The organism is Caballeronia grimmiae (assembly GCF_000698555.1).
GTDB lineage: Bacteria > Pseudomonadota > Gammaproteobacteria > Burkholderiales > Burkholderiaceae > Caballeronia > Caballeronia grimmiae.
In genome coordinates, this window is sequence record NZ_JFHE01000002.1 from 153506 (window position 1) to 175714 (window position 22209).

Annotated in this window: 19 protein-coding genes; 8 read left to right on the plus strand and 11 right to left on the minus strand. The window is 65.5% G+C overall.

Features of this window, described 5'->3' with window-relative positions:
• Positions 1–65: 65 nt before the first annotated feature.
• From pdxA to BG57_RS03005, 3 genes are read right to left on the minus strand one after another with little or no spacing between them, the layout of a single operon-like run.
• Positions 66–1067 (minus strand): 4-hydroxythreonine-4-phosphate dehydrogenase PdxA, encoded by a 1002-nt coding sequence (gene pdxA, locus BG57_RS02995; protein WP_035960091.1) that lies wholly within the window; start codon positions 1065–1067, stop codon positions 66–68.
• 10 nt (positions 1068–1077) lie between these two features.
• Complete coding sequence (locus BG57_RS03000; protein WP_035960092.1) at positions 1078–2385, minus strand: four-carbon acid sugar kinase family protein; 1308 nt, start codon at positions 2383–2385, stop codon at positions 1078–1080.
• Positions 2382–3389 (minus strand): 2-keto-3-deoxygluconate permease, encoded by a 1008-nt coding sequence (locus BG57_RS03005; RefSeq protein WP_035960093.1) that lies wholly within the window; start codon positions 3387–3389, stop codon positions 2382–2384. Before BG57_RS03005 ends, BG57_RS03000 begins: the two co-directional genes overlap by 4 nt.
• Before the next feature lie 274 nt (positions 3390–3663).
• On the opposite strand from BG57_RS03005, the gene BG57_RS03010 reads away from it, so the two are divergent.
• Positions 3664–4437 (plus strand): DeoR/GlpR family DNA-binding transcription regulator, encoded by a 774-nt coding sequence (locus BG57_RS03010; protein ID WP_035960095.1) that lies wholly within the window; start codon positions 3664–3666, stop codon positions 4435–4437.
• 6 nt (positions 4438–4443) lie between these two features.
• Here BG57_RS03010 and BG57_RS03015 read toward each other — a convergent pair whose 3' ends face one another.
• The 3 genes from BG57_RS03015 to BG57_RS03025 form a co-directional block, all read right to left on the minus strand.
• Positions 4444–6828, minus strand: a complete 2385-nt coding sequence (locus BG57_RS03015) for a hybrid sensor histidine kinase/response regulator (RefSeq protein WP_241482159.1) — start codon at positions 6826–6828, stop codon at positions 4444–4446.
• Positions 6829–7173: 345 nt separating this feature from the next.
• Complete coding sequence (locus BG57_RS03020) at positions 7174–8358, minus strand: GGDEF domain-containing protein (RefSeq protein WP_035960098.1); 1185 nt, start codon at positions 8356–8358, stop codon at positions 7174–7176.
• Between the two features lie 205 nt (positions 8359–8563).
• Positions 8564–9502 carry a LysR family transcriptional regulator gene (locus BG57_RS03025; protein ID WP_035960099.1) on the minus strand — a complete coding sequence of 313 codons (939 nt, stop codon included), beginning with the start codon at positions 9500–9502 and terminating at the stop codon, positions 8564–8566.
• Between the two features lie 95 nt (positions 9503–9597).
• On the opposite strand from BG57_RS03025, the gene BG57_RS03030 reads away from it, so the two are divergent.
• From BG57_RS03030 to BG57_RS03050, 5 genes are all read left to right on the plus strand, one after another.
• Entirely contained in the window at positions 9598–10737 is a 1140-nt protein-coding gene (locus tag BG57_RS03030; protein WP_035960100.1) for an iron-containing alcohol dehydrogenase, read from the plus strand.
• Positions 10738–10832: 95 nt separating this feature from the next.
• Entirely contained in the window at positions 10833–11036 is a 204-nt protein-coding gene (locus BG57_RS03035) for a hypothetical protein (RefSeq protein ID WP_035960101.1), read from the plus strand.
• Between the two features lie 98 nt (positions 11037–11134).
• A complete protein-coding gene (locus tag BG57_RS03040; protein ID WP_035960401.1) occupies positions 11135–12058 on the plus strand; it encodes an urea transporter in 924 nt (307 codons plus the stop codon).
• On the plus strand, positions 12021–12797 hold the full coding sequence (locus tag BG57_RS03045) for a class II aldolase/adducin family protein (protein ID WP_035960102.1): 777 nt from the start codon (positions 12021–12023) through the stop codon (positions 12795–12797). The genes BG57_RS03040 and BG57_RS03045 overlap by 38 nt, the downstream gene beginning before the upstream one ends.
• A 25-nt stretch (positions 12798–12822) precedes the next feature.
• Positions 12823–13008 (plus strand): 4-oxalocrotonate tautomerase, encoded by a 186-nt coding sequence (locus BG57_RS03050; protein ID WP_035960104.1) that lies wholly within the window; start codon positions 12823–12825, stop codon positions 13006–13008.
• A gap of 49 nt (positions 13009–13057) precedes the next feature.
• On the opposite strand, the gene BG57_RS03055 is transcribed toward BG57_RS03050, so the two are convergent.
• From BG57_RS03055 to BG57_RS03070, 4 genes are all read right to left on the minus strand, one after another.
• The gene (locus BG57_RS03055) at positions 13058–15232 is read right to left on the minus strand and encodes a malate synthase G (protein ID WP_035960105.1); all 2175 of its coding nucleotides are present in this window, start codon (positions 15230–15232) and stop codon (positions 13058–13060) included.
• Between the two features lie 305 nt (positions 15233–15537).
• On the minus strand, positions 15538–17775 hold the full coding sequence (locus BG57_RS03060) for a xanthine dehydrogenase family protein molybdopterin-binding subunit (protein WP_035960106.1): 2238 nt from the start codon (positions 17773–17775) through the stop codon (positions 15538–15540).
• Between the two features lie 24 nt (positions 17776–17799).
• Positions 17800–18804, minus strand: a complete 1005-nt coding sequence (locus tag BG57_RS03065) for an FAD binding domain-containing protein (RefSeq protein WP_035960108.1) — start codon at positions 18802–18804, stop codon at positions 17800–17802.
• Positions 18805–18816: 12 nt separating this feature from the next.
• Entirely contained in the window at positions 18817–19428 is a 612-nt protein-coding gene (locus BG57_RS03070; RefSeq protein WP_081850819.1) for a (2Fe-2S)-binding protein, read from the minus strand.
• A gap of 277 nt (positions 19429–19705) precedes the next feature.
• Here BG57_RS03070 and BG57_RS03075 point away from each other — a divergent pair, with 277 nt between their 5' ends.
• Complete coding sequence (locus tag BG57_RS03075; protein ID WP_035960109.1) at positions 19706–20404, plus strand: nitroreductase; 699 nt, start codon at positions 19706–19708, stop codon at positions 20402–20404.
• Between the two features lie 299 nt (positions 20405–20703).
• On the opposite strand, the gene BG57_RS03080 is transcribed toward BG57_RS03075, so the two are convergent.
• Positions 20704–21576, minus strand: coding sequence for an endonuclease/exonuclease/phosphatase family protein (locus BG57_RS03080; protein WP_035960110.1), 873 nt, complete (start codon positions 21574–21576; stop codon positions 20704–20706).
• A gap of 173 nt (positions 21577–21749) precedes the next feature.
• Here BG57_RS03080 and BG57_RS03085 point away from each other — a divergent pair, with 173 nt between their 5' ends.
• On the plus strand, positions 21750–22205 hold the full coding sequence (locus tag BG57_RS03085) for a DUF4019 domain-containing protein (protein ID WP_229753962.1): 456 nt from the start codon (positions 21750–21752) through the stop codon (positions 22203–22205).
• Positions 22206–22209 lie beyond the last annotated feature (4 nt).

Sequence of the window (22209 nt, forward strand, 5' to 3'; positions counted from 1 at the left end):
CCGCATTGTCGCGCCGATTTGGAACGCGTTCCAAAACGCGCCGCTTCACGCCCGCGAGACGCGCCTCAACCGCGCCGCGTCGCCAGTTCCGCGCCTTGCCGCAGCGCCTCGAGCATGCTGCCTTCGTCGGCGATGCCCTTGCCCGCGATATCGAACGCGGTGCCGTGATCCACCGACGTGCGGATCACGTCGAGCCCGACCGTCACGTTGACGCCCGCTTCGAGGCCCAGCACCTTCACCGGCCCGTGGCCCTGATCGTGATACATCGCGACGACGAGATCGAAGTCGCCACGTCCCGCGCGGTAGAAGAGCGTATCGGCGGGCAGCGGGCCGGTCACGTCGAGTCCTTCTTCCTGCAGCGCCTTCACCGCCGGAATGATCTTCTCTTCTTCCTCGCCGTAGCCGAACAGGCCGTTTTCGCCTGCGTGCGGATTGATCCCGCACACGCCGATGCGCGGCTTCGCGATGCCCGCCTTCACGAGCGTAGCGTTGCCGCGCTCGATCGTGCGGCGCACGAGACCCGGCTCGATCTTGCGGATCGCGTCGATGATGCCGATGTGCGTCGTCACGTGAATCACGCGCAGCTTCGGCGCGACGAGCATCATCGACACTTCGTCCACGCCCGTCAGATGCGCGAGCATTTCGGTGTGGCCGGGGAACTTGTGGCCGCCCGCGTGCAGCGCTTCCTTGTTGAGCGGCGCGGTGCAGATCGCGTCGATCTGGTTCGCCTGCGCAAGCTCGACGGCGCGCGCGATGTAGCGGTAGGCCGCATCGCCGGCGACAGCCGAAAGCTGGCCGAACGGCAGGTCGTCGGGAATCAGTTCGAGGTCGATGCAGTCGATCACGCCAATCTGATATTGCGCCTGCGATGCATCCTCGATGCGCCGAACGCTCGCGCGCACGCCGGTGATCTCGATGGCGCGCTCGAGCCGGCGCGCATCGCCGATCACGAGCGGGCGGCACTGCTGGTACACGGCTTCATGCGCGAGGCTCTTCACGACGATTTCCGGGCCGACGCCGCTTGCGTCGCCCATCGTGATGCCGATTACGGGGAGATAGTTGGTCATGGTCGTCTGTTCAGATTGAGGTTTCGCGTGCGTTTTTGTCGAGCGCGGCGGTGCCGGCCACGGCTGGCTGGCCGCGCAGATGCCGGTATGCGCCGTAAAGCGCGTGCTCGCTGCCGAACGCGCCGGCTTTCGTGACGATGGCCGCGCCGTTCGCCGCGCTGGCCGTGGTGGCGCGGCCGAGGGCCACGCCGGCTTCGATTTCGCGCACGAGTTCGAGACTGCCGACGTTCGCCGCGGCGAGCATCGCGCGGGCGGTTTCGCCGCCGGTCGCGATCAGCCCGCCGAGCGTGCCGAAGTGCGGCGCGACGAGCGCGGCGAGCGCGTTGGAGAGATGCGCGCCTTCCGATGGATCGAAGGCGTCGTCACGGCCGATCCGCACGATCAGGTCTTGCCCGCCGCGCAACCGTGAGCCGATGTCGTCGCCCCATGCGGTCCACATCGGATGCCGCGCGCCGTCGCGCAGCACCGCGGGCGGCACGATCAGTTCGTCGATGCCCGCTTCGCCGCGCAGCATCGCACATTGCCGCTCGGATACCGACGACAGGCTGCCGACCAGCGCGAGCACCGGTCCATGCGCCACCTCCGCCGATGCGGGCCGGGCCGTCGATGCGGCGGGCGCATCGAAGAGATCGGGCAGCGCGGCGAGTTCGCGGGCGAGGCCGCCCGAGCCGACCCAGAAGAACGGCGTGTCGAGCGATGCGGTGATGCGGGCGAGCGCGGCGAGATCGTCGCTCGTTTCGGCATCGACGATCAATGCGCCGATGCCTTCCGCCGCCGCTGCCGCGATCCGCGTGGCGAGCGTCTGCGGCGCGTCGCGCAAGCTCGCGAGTCCGATGTGCGCGCACTTCAGGCCCGCTGCTTCGAGCATCGCGCTCAGGCTGGCGTCGCGTCCGGCGTGTTCCAGTTGCCACGTTTCGGTGGCGTCGAGCGGCACGCCATGCACGAAGACGCCGCCGTCGCGCACCGCGCGGCCCGTCGCCGGGAACGCGGGCGCGACGATCGCGCAACCGGCGAGCCGGGCGAGCGCCGCGACTTCGGCGGTCCAGTTGCCGCGCAGCGTCGAATCGATCTTCTTGTAGAGACGGCGGCCCGGCGCGCGCAGCGCCTGCAAGGCGTCGGCCACGCGGGCGGCGGCATCGGCGGGAGCGTAGCGGCGCGTGTCGGTGTCGGCGGCGATGACCGTCGCGCCTTCGTCCGGCGCGTGCGCGTCGAGCGTGACGACCGTCTTGCGGCCCGCTGCGGCGAACGCGATCGCGCAGTCGGCGGCGCCGGAGAGGTCGTCGGCGAGAATCAGCATGCTCGTGGACTTCGCGCTCATCGAGCGGCTCCGCGCTTCGTGCTTGAGTCGAGCGTGGCGCGGGCGTCGTTGCGTGCGTTGACGCGCTTCGCAATCGACGCCGTGATGATCGGCGTGATGATGGACGTCACCACCACGCATGCTGCGACCAGCAGCGTCGCGGATTTGGCGGCTTCTTCATAAACCGGATTGGCCGCCGCGATCAGCGCCGGAACTGCCGCCGCGTTGCCTGCGGTGTTCGCCGCCGCCGCGCCTGCGACGCCCGTGCCGCCCGTCAGCCGGTCCGCGAAGTAGAGCGGAATGCCGGTGAAGACGACCACCGCGAGGCCGAGGCCGATACCGAGCAGGCCCGCCTGCCATACCTTGTGCAGGTCGAGTCCCGCGCCGAGCGCGAGCGCGAAGAACGGAATCATCACCGGCACGGCGCGGCCCAGGAAATCGCGCATGTCGCGGTCGAGATTGCCGAGCAGCATGCCGACGGCGAGCGGCAGGATGCTGCCGACGAGCGTCGGCCACGGAAATGCCGAGAGACCGGCGACGCCGAGCGTGACCATCGTCAGGAACGGGCCGGATTCGAGCGACATGATCGTGTACGCGCCGACATCTTCCTTGCGCCCGTACTGGCCCATCAGCGCCATGTAGAGGCCGCCGTTGGTGTCGTTCATCGCGGCGACGACGGCCAGCGTCGAAATCCCCGCGAACATGCCGGAGCTGATCGGCTGCTCGCCGAGGAAATGGCCCAGCACCACGCCCGCGATGATCGCCATGCCGACTTTCGTGATGAACAGCGCGCCGCCCTTCTTGAGCAGATACGGCGTTGCCTTCACGTCGATGCCCGCGCCCATGCAGACATAGAACACTGCGAGGATCGGTAGCGCGCCGGTGAATAGCGCATTCGTGAACGAGCCGAAGAACTTCGGCATGCCCGGCAGAAAGGTTGCGATCAGCGAGCCGATCAGAAGCGGAACGATCATCATGCCGCCGGGTACGCGCTCCACTGCGCGCTTGATGGGAATCTGAACCATGGGTGTCTCCGGGAGGGAAATTTTTTGTCGGTTCGATCACAAAATGATCGATTCGATCAGTCGGTAGTGTAATGTTTGACCGGATTGTGCGCAATTCTCGGTCTATAGGCGTTTACACTGATCGAAACGAGCAATGCATGGCGTACGGAATGACCGAAACGATCACACCCACATGCTCGCCTTCACAGCATCGAGCGCGCCCGGAAGCGCCGCCGGATTCGATAAACTTGGCGGCCCGCCGCCCGCGAGGCGCCACGCCATCAACAGGAATCGCATGAAAGTCGAAAAACGCCGCGAGGCGATGCTGCAGGCCGTGCTGTCCGGCATGAACGATGTCGCCGCGCTGTGCGAGCACTTCGGCATGTCGGAAGCGACGGTGCGGCGCGATCTGCGCGCGCTCGCCGACGAACGCCGCATCGTGCGGACGTATGGCGGCGCGGCGTCGGTCGGCGTGCACGAGCCGGAGGAATCGCTCGATACGCGGCGCGAAAGCTTTCGCGAGCAGAAGGAAGCCATTGCGCGGGCGGCGGCGCGGCACGTGCAGGACGGCGACACGCTGTTTCTCGATGGCGGCACCACGACCGCCGCGCTCGCCCGTTGCCTCGCAGGGCGCAAGGACATTCAGGTCATCACGAACAATCTGCTGGCGGTCGGCGCGCTGGCCTCGGCGGACGTGCGCGTGACGCTCATCGGCGGGGACGTGCGGCCTTCGAGCATGAGCACGCTCGGGCCGATCGCTCAGGTCGCGCTATCGCGGCTCACGTTCGACAAGGCGTTTCTTGGAGCGGATGGCGTCGTCGCCGGGCGCGGACTGTGCGAAGCCACGGCGGAGCAGGCGTTTCTGAAGGAGTGCATCGTCGCGCAGGCGGCGAGCGTGTTTGTCCTGGTGACGTCGGACAAACTGGAGCGCGCGAGCCAGCAGCACTGGACGCCGCTCGAACGGGAGTGGAGGCTCATAACCGATTCCTTCGCCGATGACGCCGCCATCGAGCGTTTCAGGCAGCGCGGCAGCGTGAACGTGGAACGCGCGGAGATGGACGCGCGGTAGGCGCCCTTACCGCGCCGCGAGCGCGAGCACCGCTTCGACTTCGTTGAGGTCCACCGGCTTGATCAGATGCGCGTCGAAGCCGGCTGCGCGCGTGCGGGCCATGTCCTCGTCCGAGCCGAGGCCGGTCATCGCCGCAACGATGACGTGCGCGCCGCCCCCGCCCGCCCGCTCGCGAATGCCGCGAATCACGTCGAAGCCGGTCACGCCAGGCATCGACAGATCGAGCAGCACCACGTCGGGCCGCCGCTCGTCGAAGCGGCGCATCGCCTCTTCGCCGTTGTAGGCCGCGCGCGCAGAATGGCCGAGCATGTCGACGACGAGCGTCATGCTGTCGGCGGAATCGCGATTGTCGTCGACGACGAGCACCTCCAGTTGCCGATTCGCCGACGGTTCAGGCGCGGCCAGTTTCGGCGGCTCGTGCGCCGCCGCCTGGGCGAGCGGCAGCCACAGGCTGAAGACGCTGCCCTTGCCCGGGCCGTCGCTCTGCGCCTCGACGTGGCCGCCATGCAGTTCCGCGATCGCCCGCACGAGCGTCAGCCCGATGCCCAGGCCGCCTTCGTCCGCATGCGCGCCGGGCGGATGTTCCTGCACGAACAGATCGAACACGGCGCCGAGCGCATCGGCGGAAATGCCGCGTCCCTGATCGCTGACGCGCAACAGCGCCGTGCCGCCGCGCGTCCCGGCTTCGAGCGTGATCGTCGATCCGGCCGGGCTGAACTTCGACGCGTTGTTCAGCAAGTTGTTGAGCGCCTGCACGAGCCGCGTCGGATCGCCGTTGACGAAGACACGCTGCCCCGTGTGTTCGACGACGAGCCGCTGCTGCCGCGCGTCGAACGAGGGCTGGCTGGCTTCGGCGCTGAGATGCACGACGTCCGCGATATCGACGACATCCGTCGTGAGGCGAATCTTTCCCGAACTGACGCGGCCCGCTTCGAGCAGGTCGTCGACGAGCTTCGTCAGATGCGCAAGCTGCCGGTCGACGATCTGGCGGCTGCGGATCACGTCGGAATCGTCGGAGGCTTTCAGTTTCAGGATGCTCACCGCGTTGCGGATGGGCGCGAGCGGATTGCGCAATTCGTGGCCGAGCAGCGCGAGGAACTCGTTCATGCGCCGGCTCGACGCCTCCAGTTCTTCGAGGCGCCGGCGCGAAGTCATGTCGCGCGTGATCGCGACGAAATCCTGCGCGCTGCCTTCTTTCGACGGCATCGCGCTCAGCGTCACGTGCGCCCAGAACTCCGAGCCGTCCTTGCGCACCCGCCAGCCTTCGTGTTCGACGCGGCCGTGCTCGATCGCGCGCCGGATGATGTCGCCGGGGCGGTCGCGGCCCAGTTCGTCGGGCGTATAGAAAAGCGCCAGATGGCGGCCGATGGCCTCCTCGGCGGTGTAGCCGTACAGCGCGTGCGCGCCGTCGTTCCACGAGCGCACGATGCCGTTCGAATCCAGCATGTAGATCGCGTAGTCGCTGACCGAATCGATCAACAGGCGCAGACGCTGATTCGCTTCGGTGGCGCGCAGGCGGTCCGTGATGTCGTGAATGAAGCAGGTGAACTGACGCTGACCTTCATACCAGACTTCGCTGATCGTCAGTTCCGCCGTGAACTCGCTGCCGTCGCGGCGTTTCGCGGGCAGTTCGACTCGCGTATCGATGACGCGCGCCTCGCCCGTCGCCAGATAGCGCGTGAGTCCGGCGCGATGCGCGGCGCGATGGCGTTCGGGCACGATGAACTGCGCCAGTTCCCGATTCATCACTTCCTGCGCGCGCCAGCCGAACAGCCTCGTTGCCGCCTCGTTCCAGTAGATGACCATGCCGGCTTCATCGATGGAAACGAACGCGATGTGCGCGTTGTCGAGCACGGTGCGGCGGCGGCGCAGCGCATCGGCGAGCTTCTTCTCGAACTCGACACGCAACGACGATTCCACGCTCAGCGTCGCGCTGACACTCGCGTGCTGTTCGACGAGCCGGCGATGCTCCTGCGCGATTTCTTCACGCGCGATGGTTTCGGCGATGCACGCGCAAAACGCATTCAGAATCGCGATATCCGCCTGGCCGAATTGTTCGGGCTCGCCGGAGATCAGCTTGAGCACCGCGACGGAGCGGCCTTCGTGGATGACGGGCGCGACGACCATCGACGCCGCGCCGACGGCCTGACACGCCGCGCGGTCCACGCGATGGTCGGTCGCGGTGTTGCGGCTCACCAGCGCCTCTTGCCGCGTGATGCACAGGCCGGACAGGCTGCCCGCGGACGGCAGTCGCGTGCCTACGTGACGCGCGGCCGCGCCGCTTGCCGCGCGATAGACGAGCTCGTCGCCTTCGATCCATTCGATCACGGACGAAGAGACGTCCGCGACTTCGCGCAACGTATCGGTGACTTTCTGAAGGTATTCCGGCAAGGGCAGCCGGGAATGAGCGAGGCTCGCGAACGTGGCAAACCACCGCTCGAAATGCGCGCGACGATTGTGATGGGCCTTGGTTCTTCTATCCGTTGACGAAGTCTCGTACTGAAAACGCATGGCCCGTTTATGCATCGGTGGAACGCGAATCAATCGCGGAGAGTATCGGCGGTATATCGTCCGCTAATTGGAACACAAAACACAGTCAAACGTTTGCTTAAAAGCGAGGGGAGAACCTTTATTTGTCTGCTCATAAAAAGTCGGTAAGCCGTACTGACTAATCGAACGACTGTTCAATGGGAAGACGGTAACAACGACGCTATCTCGCGGTCGATGCGGTAAATATCACGCGACCGCTGTCTCGTCCGATGCGGGGAGGGCCGCTTCCGTGCGGCTCGCCGCGACCCAGCGGCTTTTGCCCGAGCGCTTCGCGGCGTAGAGCGCGTTGTCGGCATCGCGCAGAACGCCGTCGAGTTCCGTGTGATTGCGATCGAACATGGCAACGCCGATGCTCGCGCCGATCACCAGTTCGCCGTCGCCATCGGTATGGAACGGCTTGCCAAGCTCGATCACGAGCCGGTCCGCCAGCACAAAAGGATCGGCGTGCGGCGGCGCGACGATCACGAATTCATCGCCGCCCAGACGCGCGACCAGCGCGCCATCGCCCGCCAGTTGCCGAAGGCGGCGCGCGACGAGCGCGAGCAGCGTGTCGCCGACTTCGTGGCCGCGCGCGTCGTTGATCGCCTTGAAGCCGTCGAGATCCAGATAGAAGAGGGCGTCGAACGCATTTTCGTCTGCACGGCCGTAGCGCATGCGAAAGCGCACTGCCTGAAATAGCCCGGCGCGGTTGAGCAGACCGGTGAGTTCGTCATGACGCGCGCGGCGGTCGTTTTCCTGCTCGGCTTTCATCGTCGAGACGAGCATGCCGTTGAGACGCCACGCGGCGGCGCTCATCGCGAAAAGATAGAAAGGGATTTGCAGCAGTGTCAGAAGGAGCGTCGGCTCGCCCGACAGCAATGCGCCGATGCAGCACGGTCCGAGCGACAGAAAGATCATCACGGCGACGAGACGCGGCGCGGCGAAATTGCGGAAACAGATGCCGCCGACCATCGCGGCCGCGGAGAGGAAGGAAAGCGTCGCGGCCACCCAGTCGCCCGACAGCACGCTGACGAGCGCGCCGTAGCCGACTGTCGCGCCCCACAGCGGCGCAAGCAGCACGTAGGTGTCGGTCAGCGTCGATTTGCCTGCGCGAGCACGGCGGCGCGCGACGATCAGCACGACGAGGCGCGCAAGACAGACGGCGATTTCGAGCGCGAGCCACGCATCGAATGCGAAGGACGGATGCCGCCGCTGCAGCACCCACGCGACCGCAATCGTATTGAACACGCCGCCCGCGAAAATCGGCAGCGTGCCGAAGAGGCTGCCTACGAGCGCGGCGCGGATCGCACGCGGGATGTCGGGACCCGCATGCAGCAGCCACGTCGCCGCACGTCCGCGCGGAAGGGTGAAGGATTCGATCTGTTGGTCCATAGGTGCGATGAGCGGCGGTCGGGCGACTGCGTGACCTTCGGGACTTGTGTCCCACCCATCGGATAACGGAGTGGAGAGGATCGAACTTTATGGTCGCGCCCTTTGTTTCAGGGGCGAATGGATTGCCAATCGTTTGCGCGGATTTGCGGCGCTCGAATTACGCGTGCCGAGCCAAAAAGCGAGCGCAAGGAAAGCCTCCAGCGATTCATGCGGCGGCGCTGCGTCCCGCCTCCACGATCTCGTCCATCAGCAGGCGCACGCCCGCTGAAAGCTGCGCATCTCGGCGCGTGACCATCTCATACGGCTCGCTTTTCGACGTGAACGCGAGCGGCAACGTGCACACGACGCCATGCGCCGTGCAAAAACGCGCGACATCGACGGATACCAGCGCCACGAGCGACGGATTCTTCTGCAATAGCGCGAGCGTCGCGAAGGCGGATGTGGTTTCCAGCAGATGCGACGGGAAGCGCAGCCCCGCGTCGTGAAACTCGCGTTCGAGCAGCAGCCGCATCGGCATATTCGCGCGATACACCACCCAGCGATGCCGCGCGAGATCGCTCAACGCGACGCGCCGCCGCTTCGCGAGCGGATGATCGACATTCGCGATCACCGCAAGCGTTTCCTGCTGCACGACGACGCTGTCGTACAGATACGGCGTCTGGCTCACGCTCGTGCGGCACACGGCGACATCGAGCCGTCCCGCGTCGATGAGCCCGAGCAGGCTCGCGCTCGTATCCTCGACGATCTCCACCGACATCTCCGGCTGACGCGCGCTGGCGGCGGTGATCGCATCGGTGACGAGCGGCACCGCGCCCATGATCACGCCCACGGACACACGCCCGCCATAGCCGCGCATGATGCCGACGATCTCTTCACGCAGATGCGCGATATCCGTATGAATCAGCCGCGCATAACGGATCACGCAATGCCCGACCGCGTTCGGCTCCAGTCCGCGGTGCGTCCGCACGAAAAGCGGCGTGCCGAACGTCGTTTCTATTTCATGCAGCGCCTTGCTCGCGCCCGGCTGCGTGAGCGCAAGCTGCTTCGCCGCGCCGAGCAGCGAGCCGCGTTCTTCCAGCGCGATGAGCAGGCGCAACTGCCTGACGTGCAGGCGCGAGAGAATGGAATTCAGCGATGGCGTCATGAGGGAAAGTTATACCCGTATCACATGCCGTCAGTATCGCGGAGGCGGCAGCGTCCGTATACTCGGGCGACTGCTATAACCTTTCGTCATTGCACATGGCCCTGATCAATTACATCACGCAGATTCAGTTCGACTTTGGCGCGGTGCGCCTGCTCGCCAGCGAGTGCGAGCGTTTCGGCATTCGCCGTCCGTTGATCGTGACCGATGCGGGCATCCGCGCGGCGGGTTTGCTCGACAAGGTCGTCGATGCGCTCGGCCCGCAATTCACCGCGCCGGTTTTCGACGCGACGCCGCCGAATCCGAACGAAGCCGCCGTGCGCGCGGCCGTCGCGCTGTATCGCGAGAATGATTGCGATGGCGTGATCGCGGCGGGCGGCGGCTCGTCGATCGATCTGGCGAAGGGCGTCGCGGTTTGCGCGACGCACGAAGGGCCGCTCGCGAGCTTTGCGGTGATCGAAGGCGGGCTTGCGCGCATCACGGCGGCGACCGCTCCGGTCATCGCCATTCCGACGACGGCCGGAACCGGCAGCGAAGTGGGCCGGGGCGCGATCCTGATTCTCGACGATGGCCGCAAAGTCGGCGTGATCTCGCCATATGTCGTGCCGAAGGTCGCAATCTGCGATCCGGAACTCACGTTGGGCCTGCCGCCGATGCTCACCGCCGCGACCGGCATGGACGCCATCGCGCATTGCCTCGAAACGTTCATGGCCCCCGCGTTCAACCCGCCCGCCGACGGCATCGCGCTGGACGGCTTGTGGCGCGCGTGGCGGCACATCGAGCGGGCGACGCGCGACGGTTCCGATCGCGCCGCGCGCTCGAACATGATGAGCGCATCGATGCAGGGCGCACTGGCGTTCCAGAAGGGCCTCGGCTGCGTGCACAGCCTGAGCCATTCGCTGGGCGGCATCAATCCGAAGCTGCATCACGGCACGCTGAACGCGATCTTCCTGCCGGCGGTCATTGCGTTCAACAGCTCGGCCCCGTCGATGGCCGATGAAGACAAGCTCGCGCGCATCGCTCAGGCGATGGGCCTCGCTGCCGGCGATGACGTCGGCGACGCGATCCGCAAGATGACCGCGACGCTCGGTTTGCCGCGCGGCCTCGCGGAACTCGGCGTGACACGCGAGCTGTTCCCGCGCATCGTCGCGGGCGCGCTGAAGGATCATAGTCACAAGACGAATCCGCGCGAGGCGTCGAGCGACGATTACATCGCCATCCTCGAAGCGTCGATGTAAGGCCGGAGCGCATGACGATTTGCGGCGGCGCAACAAAAGACTAGGGGAAAACCCTAGTCTTTGTTACAATGCGCAGCAAATTCTGGATTACTGTCATGCGCACCCGTTACGTCATTCTCGAAAAGATCGCTTTTACGTTGCTCACGCTGTCCGCCGTTGCCGATGCCAGCTACATCACTTGGGAGAAGCATCCGAACTTCCGCGAAAACGTCACGGAATTCGTGAAGATGAGTGCGGATCTGAACTACGCGACCGCGACCATCGACGGCTCCACGATGATGCCGCTCGCGTTCAACTAAGCACTCGCCAGACCTCCAATACCCGCTATACGGCCCCGCGTCGCACGACGCGCGCGGCTTGTCCTATGCTGGCGGCTTCCTTCGCGTAGCCGCCGCGCATGTCCATCGCTCTTCACACCGACGCCGCATCCGGCGAACCACTCCGTAGTTTCGCTCGTTCTCTCGGGCAAATCGTCCTTCAGCGCAATGTCGCAACAGGCGCGCTGCTGTTCGCGGGCGTTCTGTGTGCGAGCCCGCGGCTTGCGGGCGCGCTGGTGATCGGCGCGATCGTCGGCAAGGTGATCACGCTCATCACCGAGGACGCCGATTCGCCCGCACTCCGCGACGATCTCTACGCCTTCAACGGCGCGCTTGCCGCGCTCGCGGCGTTCACCTTTATCCGCGATGCGTCGCAGGCGACGGCTGTCGCCATTCTCGCCGCGATGTTCGCGACGCTGCTCGCGAGCCCGCTCACGCGGATTCTCTCGCTTCGCGGCTTGCCGATGTTTTCCAGTCCGGCGATCATCGTCACCTGGTGCTGGATGCCCTTGCTTGCCGATCGCGGCGAAGTCGGCGCGCTCGGGCCGGTGCCGGCCGGCGCGGCGGCGCTGACGAAGGCCGCGTTCGGCGGTCTCGCGCCGATCGTGTTTGCATCGGGCGCAGTCGCGGGCGCGTTCATCGCGGCGGGACTGTTCGCCGCCCGCCCGGCACGCGGGGCGTGGGCGCTCGGCGGCAGCGCGGCCGGCGCTGCGCTGCATGCGTTATGCGGCACGAGCGATGCCGTCGTGTTGTCCGGCGCGTGCGGTTTCAACGCCGCGCTGGCCGCCCTCGCGACGGCATCGCTCGGCGCGCGCCATGCGTTCATCGCGATTGCGCTGGCGGTAGCGATCGAGCGCGTCGCGGATTGCCTCGGAGTGGCGGCGCTGACCGCGCCGTTCGTGCTCGCGTCGTGGACGGTGATCGCCGTTGCGCGGCGCGTCGAGAAAATATCGAAAGGAGAATCGCATGTCGTTCACCCACACGTTAGAGCGCAGGATCGATGAAAGCGGGCCGCGCTCGGCCGCCGAAACGGCGACGCGCGTCGATCTGGCGGCGGCGTATCGGCTCGTCGCGCTGAACGGCTGGGACGATGTCGTCTACACGCACATTTCCGCGAGCGTGCCGGGCGAGCCGGGACGCTTTCTGATCAATCCGTTCGGACTTGCGTTCGATGAAGTCACCGCGTCGAATCTCGTGAAGATTGACATCGACGGCAACGTGATCGGCGAAAGCGCGCATCCGGTGAACGCGACGGGCTTCGCGCTGCACGCCGCCGTACACGCCGCCCGCGCGGATGCCGCCTGCGTGATGCATCTGCATGTGCGCGAGGCGATCGCGGTGTCGGCACAGCCGCATGGCCTGCTGCCGGCGTCCCAGCACGCGATGCGTTTTCACGGCCACCTTGCCTACCACGATTACGAGGGTCTTGCGTTCTCGCGTGCGGAAGGCGAGCGGCTCGTCGCGAGTCTCGGCGCGCACCGTGCGATGCTCTTGCGCAATCACGGGCCGCTTACGCTCGGGCGCACGATTGCCGAGGCTTATGTGCTGATGGATATGCTCGTCAAGGCATGCGATATTCAGCTGCGCGCGCTGGCGGGCGTGAGCAAGGTGATCGTGCCGACGCCCGATGTCGTCGCCCGGACGGCGGCGCAACTGCACGACGGCGACGCCATCGAAGGCGCGCTCGAATGGCCCGCGCTTCTGCGCAAGCTGGAGCGCAGCGATCCGTCGTATCGCGATTAACCCGTTTCAAGGAGAAATCAACGCAATGCCGACTTTCAACATCCAGCTCTTCGAAGGCCGCACGGCGGAAGAAAAGCGCAAGTTCGTCGAGGCGATCACGCGCACGACATGCGAGACGCTCGGCTGCGAGCCGGGGTCGGTGGATATCATCCTGACGGACGTGAAGCGCGAGAACTGGGCGACCGCGGGCAAACTGTGGTCGGACCAATAGCGCATTGAAAGAACGCGGCGGCGTTGCACCGCCGCGTTCGTCGCGATGATTACATCGTTTCCTTCGCGGCGAGGCGGAACTTGTGCAGCAGCGGTTCCGTATAGCCGTTCGGCTGCGTGCGTCCTTCGAAGACGAGCGCGCATGCCGCCTTGAACGCGTACGAACTGTCGAAGTTGGGCGCCATCGGGCGATAGTACGGATCACCTTCGTTCTGCTGATCCACGACCGCCGCCATCCGTTCGAGCGTCGCGCGGACCTGCTCTTCGGTGACGATGCCATGCCGCAGCCAGTTCGCGATGTGCTGGCTCGAAATGCGCAGCGTCGCGCGGTCTTCCATCAGGCCGACATTGTGGATGTCCGGCACCTTCGAGCAGCCGACGCCCTGATCGATCCAGCGCACCACATAGCCGAGAATGCCCTGCGCGTTGTTCTCGATCTCGTTCTTGATATCGTCTTCCGACCACGTCGCCTTTTCGACGACGGGAATCGTCAGGAGGCCGTCGAGCAGTTCGTTCTTCACGCCTTCATAGTCGATGCTTTCCATCTCCCGCTGAACGCGCTGGACGTCGACCTGATGGTAATGCAGCGCATGTAGCGTGGCGGCCGTCGGCGAGGGCACCCAGGCGGTGTTCGCGCCGGCCTTCGGATGCGCGACCTTCTGTTCGAGCATCGCGCGCATGAGATCGGGCATCGCCCACATGCCCTTGCCGATCTGGGCGCGCCCGCGCAGGCCGGTGTTCAGCCCGACGAGCACGTTGTTGCGCTCGTAGGCGGCGATCCATGCCGACGACTTCATGTCGCCCTTGCGCATCATCGGGCCGGCTTCCATCGACGAATGCATCTCGTCGCCGGTGCGATCCAGAAAGCCCGTATTGATGAACGCGACGCGCGCCTTGGCCGCCGCGATACACGCCTTGAGGTTGACGCTCGTGCGGCGCTCCTCGTCCATGATGCCCATCTTGATCGTATGACGCGGCAGCCCGAGCAGGTCTTCGACGCGCGTGAACAGCTCGTCCGAGAACGCGACTTCGGCGGGGCCGTGCATCTTCGGCTTGACGATATAAATGGACCCGGTGCGCGAGTTGATCTTGTTCTTCAGATCGTGCATGGCGCCGAGCGTGGTCATCACCGCATCGAGAATGCCTTCGGGGATTTCGTTGCCGTCGCGATCGAGCACGGCCGGGTTCGTCATCAGATGGCCGACGTTGCGGATGAACAGCAGCGAGCGGCCATGCAGCTTCAGCGTGCCGCCATTCGGCGCGGTGTATCCGCGGTCCGCGTTCAGGCTGCGCGTGAAGGTCTTGCCGTTCTTCGAGACCTGCTCCGACAGTTGGCCCTGCATCAGTCCCAGCCAGTTGCGATAGAGCTGCGTCTTGTCGTCGGCGTCGACGGCGGCGACCGAATCCTCGCAATCGATGATCGTGCTCACGGCCGCTTCCATCAGCACGTCCTTCACGTGCGCCGCATCCGTCTTGCCGATGGAGTGGTTCGCGTCGATCTGAATCTCGAAGTGCAGATCGTTGTGCTTGAGCAGGACGGCGCTCGGCGCGCTGGCATCGCCCTGGAAGCCGGCGAATTGTTCGGGATTCGCGAGGCTGCTTCTGCCGTCTTTCAGCGTGACGACGAGCTTGCCTTGCTCGACGCTGTATCTGGTTGCGTCGGCGTGCGAGCCGTGGGCGAGCGGCGCGTTGTCGTCGAGGAAGGCGCGCGCATAGGCGATGACTTTCGCGCCGCGCTTCGGGTTGAATTCGGCGGTGCGCTCGGCGCCGTCGCTGTCGTCGATGACGTCGGTGCCGTAGAGGGCATCGTAGAGGCTGCCCCAACGCGCGTTCGCGGCGTTGAGCGCATAACGCAGATTCGACAGCGGCACGACGAGTTGCGGCCCGGCCTGCTCGGCGATCTCGCGGTCGACGTTGGCGGTGGTCGCCTGGACCTGCGCGGGCGTCGGGACGATGTAGCCGATGTCGGTCAGAAACTTGCGATACCCGCGCAGATCGCGCACCGGGCCGGGGTTGCTTCGATGCCAGTTGTCGAGTTCCGATTGCAGGCGATCGCGTTCGGCGAGCAGCGCGCGGTTCTTCGGCGCGAGGTCGTGCACGAGGGCATCGAACTCTTGCCAGAAGGATGCGGCATCGACGCCCGTGCCGGGGATGGCTTCTTCCTCGACGAATTTCGCGAGGCTCGATGCGACTTTGAGGCCGTGCTGTTGAGTCATTTCGTTCATGGGCACTCCGGCTGATTGCTGCTACATAGGGATTCGGGGCTGGGGGTATGGTAGCGCGGAATGCGGGAAGGTCGAAGCGACGGCAGGGAGGCAATGCACGTGCCCGAGCGGCGCGTCGGCGCAGCGTGTGCGACGCGCGTAACGCGCTCGATTCTCGAATGCGGGGAGTTGTGTCGTCGGGGTAGGCGTCGCAGCTAGCGACGTTTGTGCGGTGTTGTTGCAGTGCGCGCACCGGCCCGGCGGGCATATGGACGCGGCACGAAACCCGGCCTTTCCACGCGGAAAGACCGGGTCAAAACGAACGATCAGCCGCCCAGCAAATCCTCGATCATCACCGGCAACTTCCGGACCCTGACCCCGGTCGCGTGATACACCGCATCGGTAATCGCGGCCGCAATCCCCGCCAGCCCGATCTCCGCGATGCCCCGCGCGCCCAGTTCGTTGAACACTGTATCCGGATGATCGAGAAACGTCACATCGAGTTTCGGCGTATCCGCGTTCGTCGCGATCACGTAATCCGCGAGACTGCTGTTCACCGGCGCGCCGCTGCGCTCATCGTAGGAAGTGTGCTCGAACAGCGCCATGCCGACGCCCATCACCACCGCGCCTTCGATCTGATTGCGCGCCGCACGCGGATTCAGAATCTTGCCGCCGTCGATGACCGTGACGACGCGGCTCACGCGCAGACGCGCCGTCGCCGGTTCCCACGTGACTTCCGCGAAATGCGCGCCGTAGGAGTGAATGGACCAGTCCTTCTTGAGCGGATCGTCAAAGCCGCCCTTCGCGCTCGCGCTGCCCGATGCCGCGTGCATCCTCGCCGCTTCGAGAATCCGCGTGTACGGCACGCCGTTCTCCGCAGCCTCGCCCTTGCGATGCACCCGCCCGCCGCTCAACGTCAGCTCCTCCGCCTTCACGCCCGCGAACGGCGATCCTTCCGCCGCGCTCGCCCGCGACAGCACGATGTCGACAGCAGCCCGTGTCGCATCCGATACCGCGGGAATCACCGATGCCGTCGCCGCCGAGCCGCCCGATATCGGTCCGACCGGCAACGCGGTATCGCCGAGGGCGACTTCGATCTTGTCGAGCGTAATGCCCGTCTGCTCCGCGACGAGCTGCGCGAGGATCGTGTACGTGCCCGTGCCGATATCCTGCGTGCCGCACACGACGCGCGCCGTGCCGTCCGCACGCAGATCGACGCTCGCCTCCGCCGAGAAGCGCAAGCCCGGCCAGCTGCACGCGGCGACGCCCCAGCCGAGCGTGAGGCCATCGCGCGTCATCGAGCCGACTTCCGGCGTGCGCCGCGACCAGCCGAACTTCTCCGCGCCCAGCTTCAGGCACTCGACCAGATGCCGCGACGAAAACGGCAAGCCGCTGCTCTCGTCCTTGCTCGGTTCGTTGGCGAGCCGCAGTTCGACCGGATCGATCCGCAGCGCGAGCGCAAGCTCGTTCATCGCCGATTCCAGCGCGTAAAGCCCCGGCACCGCGCCTGGCCCGCGCATCGACGTCGGCGAGCCGACATTGCGCTTTACGGAGCCGCCCGTCACGCGCAGATTCGCCGTGCTGTACATCTGCGGCGTGGCTTCGCCGCAATCTTCCGTGTACTCGTCCGCGAGCGCGGCGTGATTCAGGAAGTCGTGCCGCAGTGAAACGAGCCTGCCATCCTGCGTCGCGGCCAGCCGCATGCGCTGCTGCGTCACCGGACGATGCCCCACGTTCTGGAACATCATCTTCCGGCTCAGCACGAGTTTCACCGGCCGTCCGGTCTGACGCGTCGCGGCGGCCGCAAGCAGCGAATGCGGCCACATCCACAGCTTGCCGCCGAAGCCCGAGCCGAGATAGCGCGAAATCACGCGCACTTTCTCTTTCGGCACGCCGAGCATCTGCACGAGCGTGCCGCGATGGTTCGCCACCGCCTGGCTCGTCTCGTAGAACGTGTAGCTGTCGCCGTCCCAGTGCGCGACGGTCGCGTGGAGTTCGATCGGATTGTGCGTTTCCGTCGGCGTCACGTAGGTCTCGTCGATCTTGATGGGCGCGCTGTCGAATGCGCCATCGGGATCGCCGCGTTCGCTCTGGACCTCGGGTTCGCTGTCGGCCGCGAGCGTCGCGCTGACATCGTGCGGCGCGACTTCATAGCCGACCTTGATCGCCGCCGCCGCGGCGCTCGCGGCCTCGAACGTCTCCGCGATCACGCACGCGACGTACTGGCCGTAATAGCGGATCACGTCGTCCTCGAAAGGCGGACGCTGTTCGTCGACGTAGCCGTCCACGAACGAGTTGGCGGGTATGCGATACAGCCGCCCGATGTTGCCGCGATGCAGAACGAGCTTGACGCCCGGCATCGCCTGCGCGGCGGCGAATTCGAGCGACGTGACCTTGCCGCTCGCGATGGTGCTGCACACCGGCACCGCGTACAGCATGCCGGGCAAGTCGACATCGGATGTGTAGGTTGCGCGGCCGCTGACTTTCAGCGGTCCGTCGATGCGCGAGTGCGGCCGTCCGATGAATCCGTTGACGGACGGTGATACGTCGGGCGCAGTGGACATGGATACGTTCTCCGGTCGTCGGGTTCAGGATGTCTGCGTCGCGAGCTTCAGCGCATGCACGATGCAGCGCCTCGCCAGTTCCACCTTGAAGCCGTTCTCGCTTTGCGGCTTCGCATCGGCGAGGGCGGCGTCGGCGGCGCGCCGGAAGGCGGCTTCGTCGGGCGCGGCGTTGAGCAGTTCGTTCTCGGCTTCGCGCGATCGCCACGGCTTCGTCGCGACACCGCCGAGTCCGACGCGCACATGCTCGATGCGTCCATCCTTCACGCCGGCGACGATCGCCGCTGAAGCAAGCGCGAACTCATACGAAGCGCGGTCGCGCAACTTGAGATACACCGAGCGCGCGCCCTCGACGGGCGGCGGCAGCGTCACATGCGTGATGAGATCGCCGGCTTCGAGCACGTGCTCACGATCCGGCGTCGTGCCGGGCAGCAAGTAGAAATCGTCGAAGGCAATGGCGCGCTTGCCGCTCGTGCCTTCGACGTGAATGGTCGCTTCCAGCGCCGCGAGCGCGACGTTCATGTCCGAGGGATTGCTCGCGATGCACGAATCGCTCGTGCCGAGTATCGCCATCATGCGGTTCGCGCCGCCGATGGCCGAGCAGCCCGTGCCGGGCTCGCGCTTGTTGCACGCCGACGCGGTATCGCGGAAATAGACGCAGCGCGTGCGCTGAAGCAGATTGCCGCCGGTCGTCGCCATGTTGCGCAACTGCACGGACGCGCCCGACAGCAGCGCCTGCGACAGCACCGGGTAACGCTCGCGAATCAGCGCATGATGCGCGACATCCGAGTTGCGCGATGTCGCGCCGATGCGCACGCCGCCGTCGTCCGTCGCTTCGATCGCATCGAGCGGCAGGCGCCTGATATCGACGACTCGCACGGGCCGTTCGACGTTGAGCTTCATCAGATCGACGAGCGTCGTGCCGCCCGCGAGGAAGCGCACTTCGGCGCCTTGCTGGGCGGTATGCGCGGAAGCGCCCGCCTTGATCGCATCGGGCAGATCGCGTGCGCGGGAAAGCTGAAACATGTCCATGTCGCGCTCCGGTCAGTCTTGCTTGCCGCGCACGGACTGAATCGCCGTGACGATGTTCTGATACGCGCCGCAGCGGCACAGATTGCCGCTCATCGCTTCGCGCACGTCGTCGTCGCTCGCGCCGATGGGTTCGTCGAGCAGCGCGACCGCGGACATCAGTTGTCCGGCGGTGCAGTAGCCGCACTGGAAACCATCGCATTCGACGAATGCCGCCTGCAACGGATGCAGCGCGTCCGGTTCGCCGATGCCTTCGATCGTCGTGATCTCGTCGCCATCGTGCGCGGCGGCCAGGCACAGGCACGCGTTGACGCGCCGTCCGTTCACATGGACGGTGCACGCGCCGCATTGCCCGTGATCGCAGCCTTTCTTCGTGCCGGTGAGATGGACGTGCTCGCGCAGCGCATCGAGCAGCGTCGTGCGCGGATCGAGCGAGAGCGTATGACGCTGGCCGTTGATGGTCAGCGTGATGTCGGCGTTGGAATCGCTGGTCCGGGCAGCGGGCGGCGCGAGCACTTCGGCGGCGGCGTGTCCGTTGCCGTTCGCTGCGTGCGTTTGTGCGGCGAGCCGGCTGTTGGTCGGTATATCGGCGCGCGCGGGGTTAGATTGGGGGACGGGGTGTTGCATCGGGCAATCTCCTTGAATGGCGCATCCCGCAGCGTAAGAGCGTGCGGATGCGGCGGGGCATAGAGAGGCGAAGATGCGCTGAAGCTGTGGAGCGACAAAGCGTGCGCAGTCGCTTCCGGTGAAAGAAAGAGAAAGCATGCGCGGGAACCGGCGGACGAAGCGTTGCCGGGATGACACTCAGCCAGTATAGGCAGACGCCGCCGATCTTTCACAGAACGCAACGGAGACCGCACGGAGCGTGCCTGCATGGTAGCGTTGACACCTTGCCTATTTCTGCATGCTCACGATGAACGCAAGCCTTTCTGTCGCCGATGCCATCGCTTCACGCCGTTCGATTCGTGCCTTTCTCGCCGATCCGGTCGACCGCGCGACGCTCGAAGCCATTCTCGGGAACGCGTGCCGCGCGCCTTCGGGCAGCAACATCCAGCCGTGGAAGGTCTACGTGCTGACGGGCGATGCAAAGGAAGCGCTGTCGCGTGCGATTCTCGCCGTCTTCAACGATCCCGACGCCGACCGCGAGCACGAGGAGGAATTCGCGTATTACCCGCGCACGTGGACGTCGCCTTTCATCGAGAGAAGACGCGCGCTCGGCGTCGGGCTTTATACGCTGCTCGGCATCACGCGCGACGACAAGCGCGGCATGCATGCGCAGATGGGCCGCAATTTCGAGTTCTTCGGCGCGCCCGTGGGCATCATCTTCACCACCGATCGTACGATGGAGCGCGGTTCATGGCTCGACTACGGCATGTTCATTCAGAACGTCATGCTGATGGCGCGTTCCTTTGGACTCGATACGTGTCCGCAGGCGGCGTTCAATCGCTATCACCGGATCATCGCGGAGCAGTTGAAGCTGCCGGAGAACGAGACGGTGGTGTGCGGCATGAGCCTTGGATACGCGGACTGGTCGCAGCCGGAGAACCGTCTCGCGAGCGAGCGCGAGCCGTTGGACAACGTGGTGCGCTTTCTTGGCGCTTGAGTGTCAGAGCGCCATCAACGCGCGCGCAACCAGCGAGAGAATGCCGACGCCGATAGCCGTAAAGACGGCGAGCGCGAGCAGGACCAGCACGAGGCGCAAGAGCATTCGCATCGCGTTCGCTCAAAAAAATGGCCGCTTGCGCGGCCGGAAGGAGGGTGGGTCGGTCAGATTCGAGACTACGAGTCTTTTCTTAATCGGGGCTTAAGCGTGGTCGACGTGATCCCTCGGTATGGCGAGCGGGCGGGTGAGGCACACGTATCAGCAAACTGAAAGAGAGACGCTAGTGCAAGCCTGCCGCACTAGCGCAGCTCCAGGCACATCGGCTGATGATCCGACGACTGACTTTTCTGATCGACCTCGCATCTTGCGATACGCGGCTTGAGATCCTCGCTGACGAAGATGAAGTCGCACGCGAACGGACCATCCTGCCACTGCTCGTGATCGTAGAGGCCGACGGTCGCGGCGCGCGGCTCGTCGGGATGCGCGCAGGTCCAGGCATCGACGAAGGCGGGCGCATCGGCGATAGGTTCTAGCATTGCGCGATACGCCGATCCTTCAAACGCGCTGTTGAAGTCGCCGCAGATGATCGCCGACATGGGACGAGCGGTATCCGCGAACGGGCTCGCCTGCTTCTCCGGCTTCGACGGCCGGCGCGCATGCTCGCACGCCTCGCGATGCAGCTCGCGCAGCCGCGCGGCTTGCGCAAGACGCTGCGTTTCCGAATAGAACTCCAGATGCGTGCTGATGATGCGCAAAGGGCCAACGTCCGTTTCGATGACCGCTTCGAGCGCGATCCGCAGCATCGACGGCTTCGGGGGATCGGCGGGCCACGGAAGCGAATGGCGCAACACCTGGCGCACTGGCAGACGGCTGACAATCGCGTTGCCGAACTGCCGCCGCGCGATGCCTGCGCCAAGCGGCGGCAGATCCGAGCCTATCCCGTCGATGACGGTCGCGCCGGGCATCAGTTGCGCCAGTTCCGCGAACTGATCGGCGCCCGGGCGGCCTGCGAGCCCGCCGGCTTCCTCGCCCTCATGGAAGCCGCGTGTGACTTCCTGTAGGCAGAGCACGTCGAAGTCGCCGAACGCCTTCGCTTCGCTGACGATGCGCATCAGATCGACGCGGCCATCCACGCCGCGTCCCCATTGCATGTTCCAGTCGACGAGTCGCATAGCCGTGTTCCTCGAGTTCATCGTGAAGGACATCTGGATTCCGAAACTCAGTATTTCTGACTGTCTCGTAAAAGTGGGGCCTACAATCGGCGATACCGGAAACACGTCATATCGGCATCATGAAAACGAATACAAAACTGTGGTTCAGCGGGATTTCACTGACGTCTCTACTTATGTCGTCAACCATTACTGCCCATGCGCAGCAGACGCAACCTGCACCGCAGCAAAATCGGGCGCCGTCGCTCACGCGCGAGCAGCAGGCGAGCCTCGACAAGCTGGATCAGAATATCGCGGAAGCGGCTACTGCGATCGTGAGAATGATCGATCAGAACAAGGCGGGGGAAGTGTGGGACGGCTCGTCCGCTGTTGCGAAGAAGATCATCTCCCGCGAGGACTTCGTGAACAAGGTCACGCGCGACCGGGCGGCGCTTGGCACGCCGGGCATGCGCATGCCGCTGGGCGTCAAGCATCTTCAATTCGACGGCACCGGCAACATGCCCGCCGGCTCGTTCATGAACGTGGCCTTCGATACCCAGTTCAGCGAGGCGCGGCAGTCGTCGCGCGAAAGCGTGACCTTGATGCTCGATCCGGACAGGCGGTGGCGGTTCGTCGGGTATTCGGTGCGGTAAGACC

Coding starts and splice junctions, on each gene's coding strand:
- BG57_RS03045 (WP_035960102.1), top strand. CDS start 12,021: ATGTCGTTCACCCACACGTTAGAGCGCAGGATCGATGAAAGCGGGCCG.
- BG57_RS03000 (WP_035960092.1), bottom strand. CDS start 2,385: ATGAGCGCGAAGTCCACGAGCATGCTGATTCTCGCCGACGACCTCTCC.
- BG57_RS03070 (WP_081850819.1), bottom strand. CDS start 19,428: ATGCAACACCCCGTCCCCCAATCTAACCCCGCGCGCGCCGATATACCG.
- BG57_RS03060 (WP_035960106.1), bottom strand. CDS start 17,775: ATGTCCACTGCGCCCGACGTATCACCGTCCGTCAACGGATTCATCGGA.
- BG57_RS03035 (WP_035960101.1), top strand. CDS start 10,833: ATGCGCACCCGTTACGTCATTCTCGAAAAGATCGCTTTTACGTTGCTC.
- BG57_RS03020 (WP_035960098.1), bottom strand. CDS start 8,358: ATGGACCAACAGATCGAATCCTTCACCCTTCCGCGCGGACGTGCGGCG.
- BG57_RS03080 (WP_035960110.1), bottom strand. CDS start 21,576: ATGCGACTCGTCGACTGGAACATGCAATGGGGACGCGGCGTGGATGGC.
- BG57_RS03055 (WP_035960105.1), bottom strand. CDS start 15,232: ATGAACGAAATGACTCAACAGCACGGCCTCAAAGTCGCATCGAGCCTC.
- BG57_RS03025 (WP_035960099.1), bottom strand. CDS start 9,502: ATGACGCCATCGCTGAATTCCATTCTCTCGCGCCTGCACGTCAGGCAG.
- BG57_RS03040 (WP_035960401.1), top strand. CDS start 11,135: ATGTCCATCGCTCTTCACACCGACGCCGCATCCGGCGAACCACTCCGT.
- BG57_RS03030 (WP_035960100.1), top strand. CDS start 9,598: ATGGCCCTGATCAATTACATCACGCAGATTCAGTTCGACTTTGGCGCG.
- BG57_RS03050 (WP_035960104.1), top strand. CDS start 12,823: ATGCCGACTTTCAACATCCAGCTCTTCGAAGGCCGCACGGCGGAAGAA.
- BG57_RS03010 (WP_035960095.1), top strand. CDS start 3,664: ATGAAAGTCGAAAAACGCCGCGAGGCGATGCTGCAGGCCGTGCTGTCC.
- BG57_RS03085 (WP_229753962.1), top strand. CDS start 21,750: ATGTCGTCAACCATTACTGCCCATGCGCAGCAGACGCAACCTGCACCG.
- BG57_RS03005 (WP_035960093.1), bottom strand. CDS start 3,389: ATGGTTCAGATTCCCATCAAGCGCGCAGTGGAGCGCGTACCCGGCGGC.
- BG57_RS03075 (WP_035960109.1), top strand. CDS start 19,706: ATGCTCACGATGAACGCAAGCCTTTCTGTCGCCGATGCCATCGCTTCA.
- pdxA (WP_035960091.1), bottom strand. CDS start 1,067: ATGACCAACTATCTCCCCGTAATCGGCATCACGATGGGCGACGCAAGC.
- BG57_RS03065 (WP_035960108.1), bottom strand. CDS start 18,804: ATGGACATGTTTCAGCTTTCCCGCGCACGCGATCTGCCCGATGCGATC.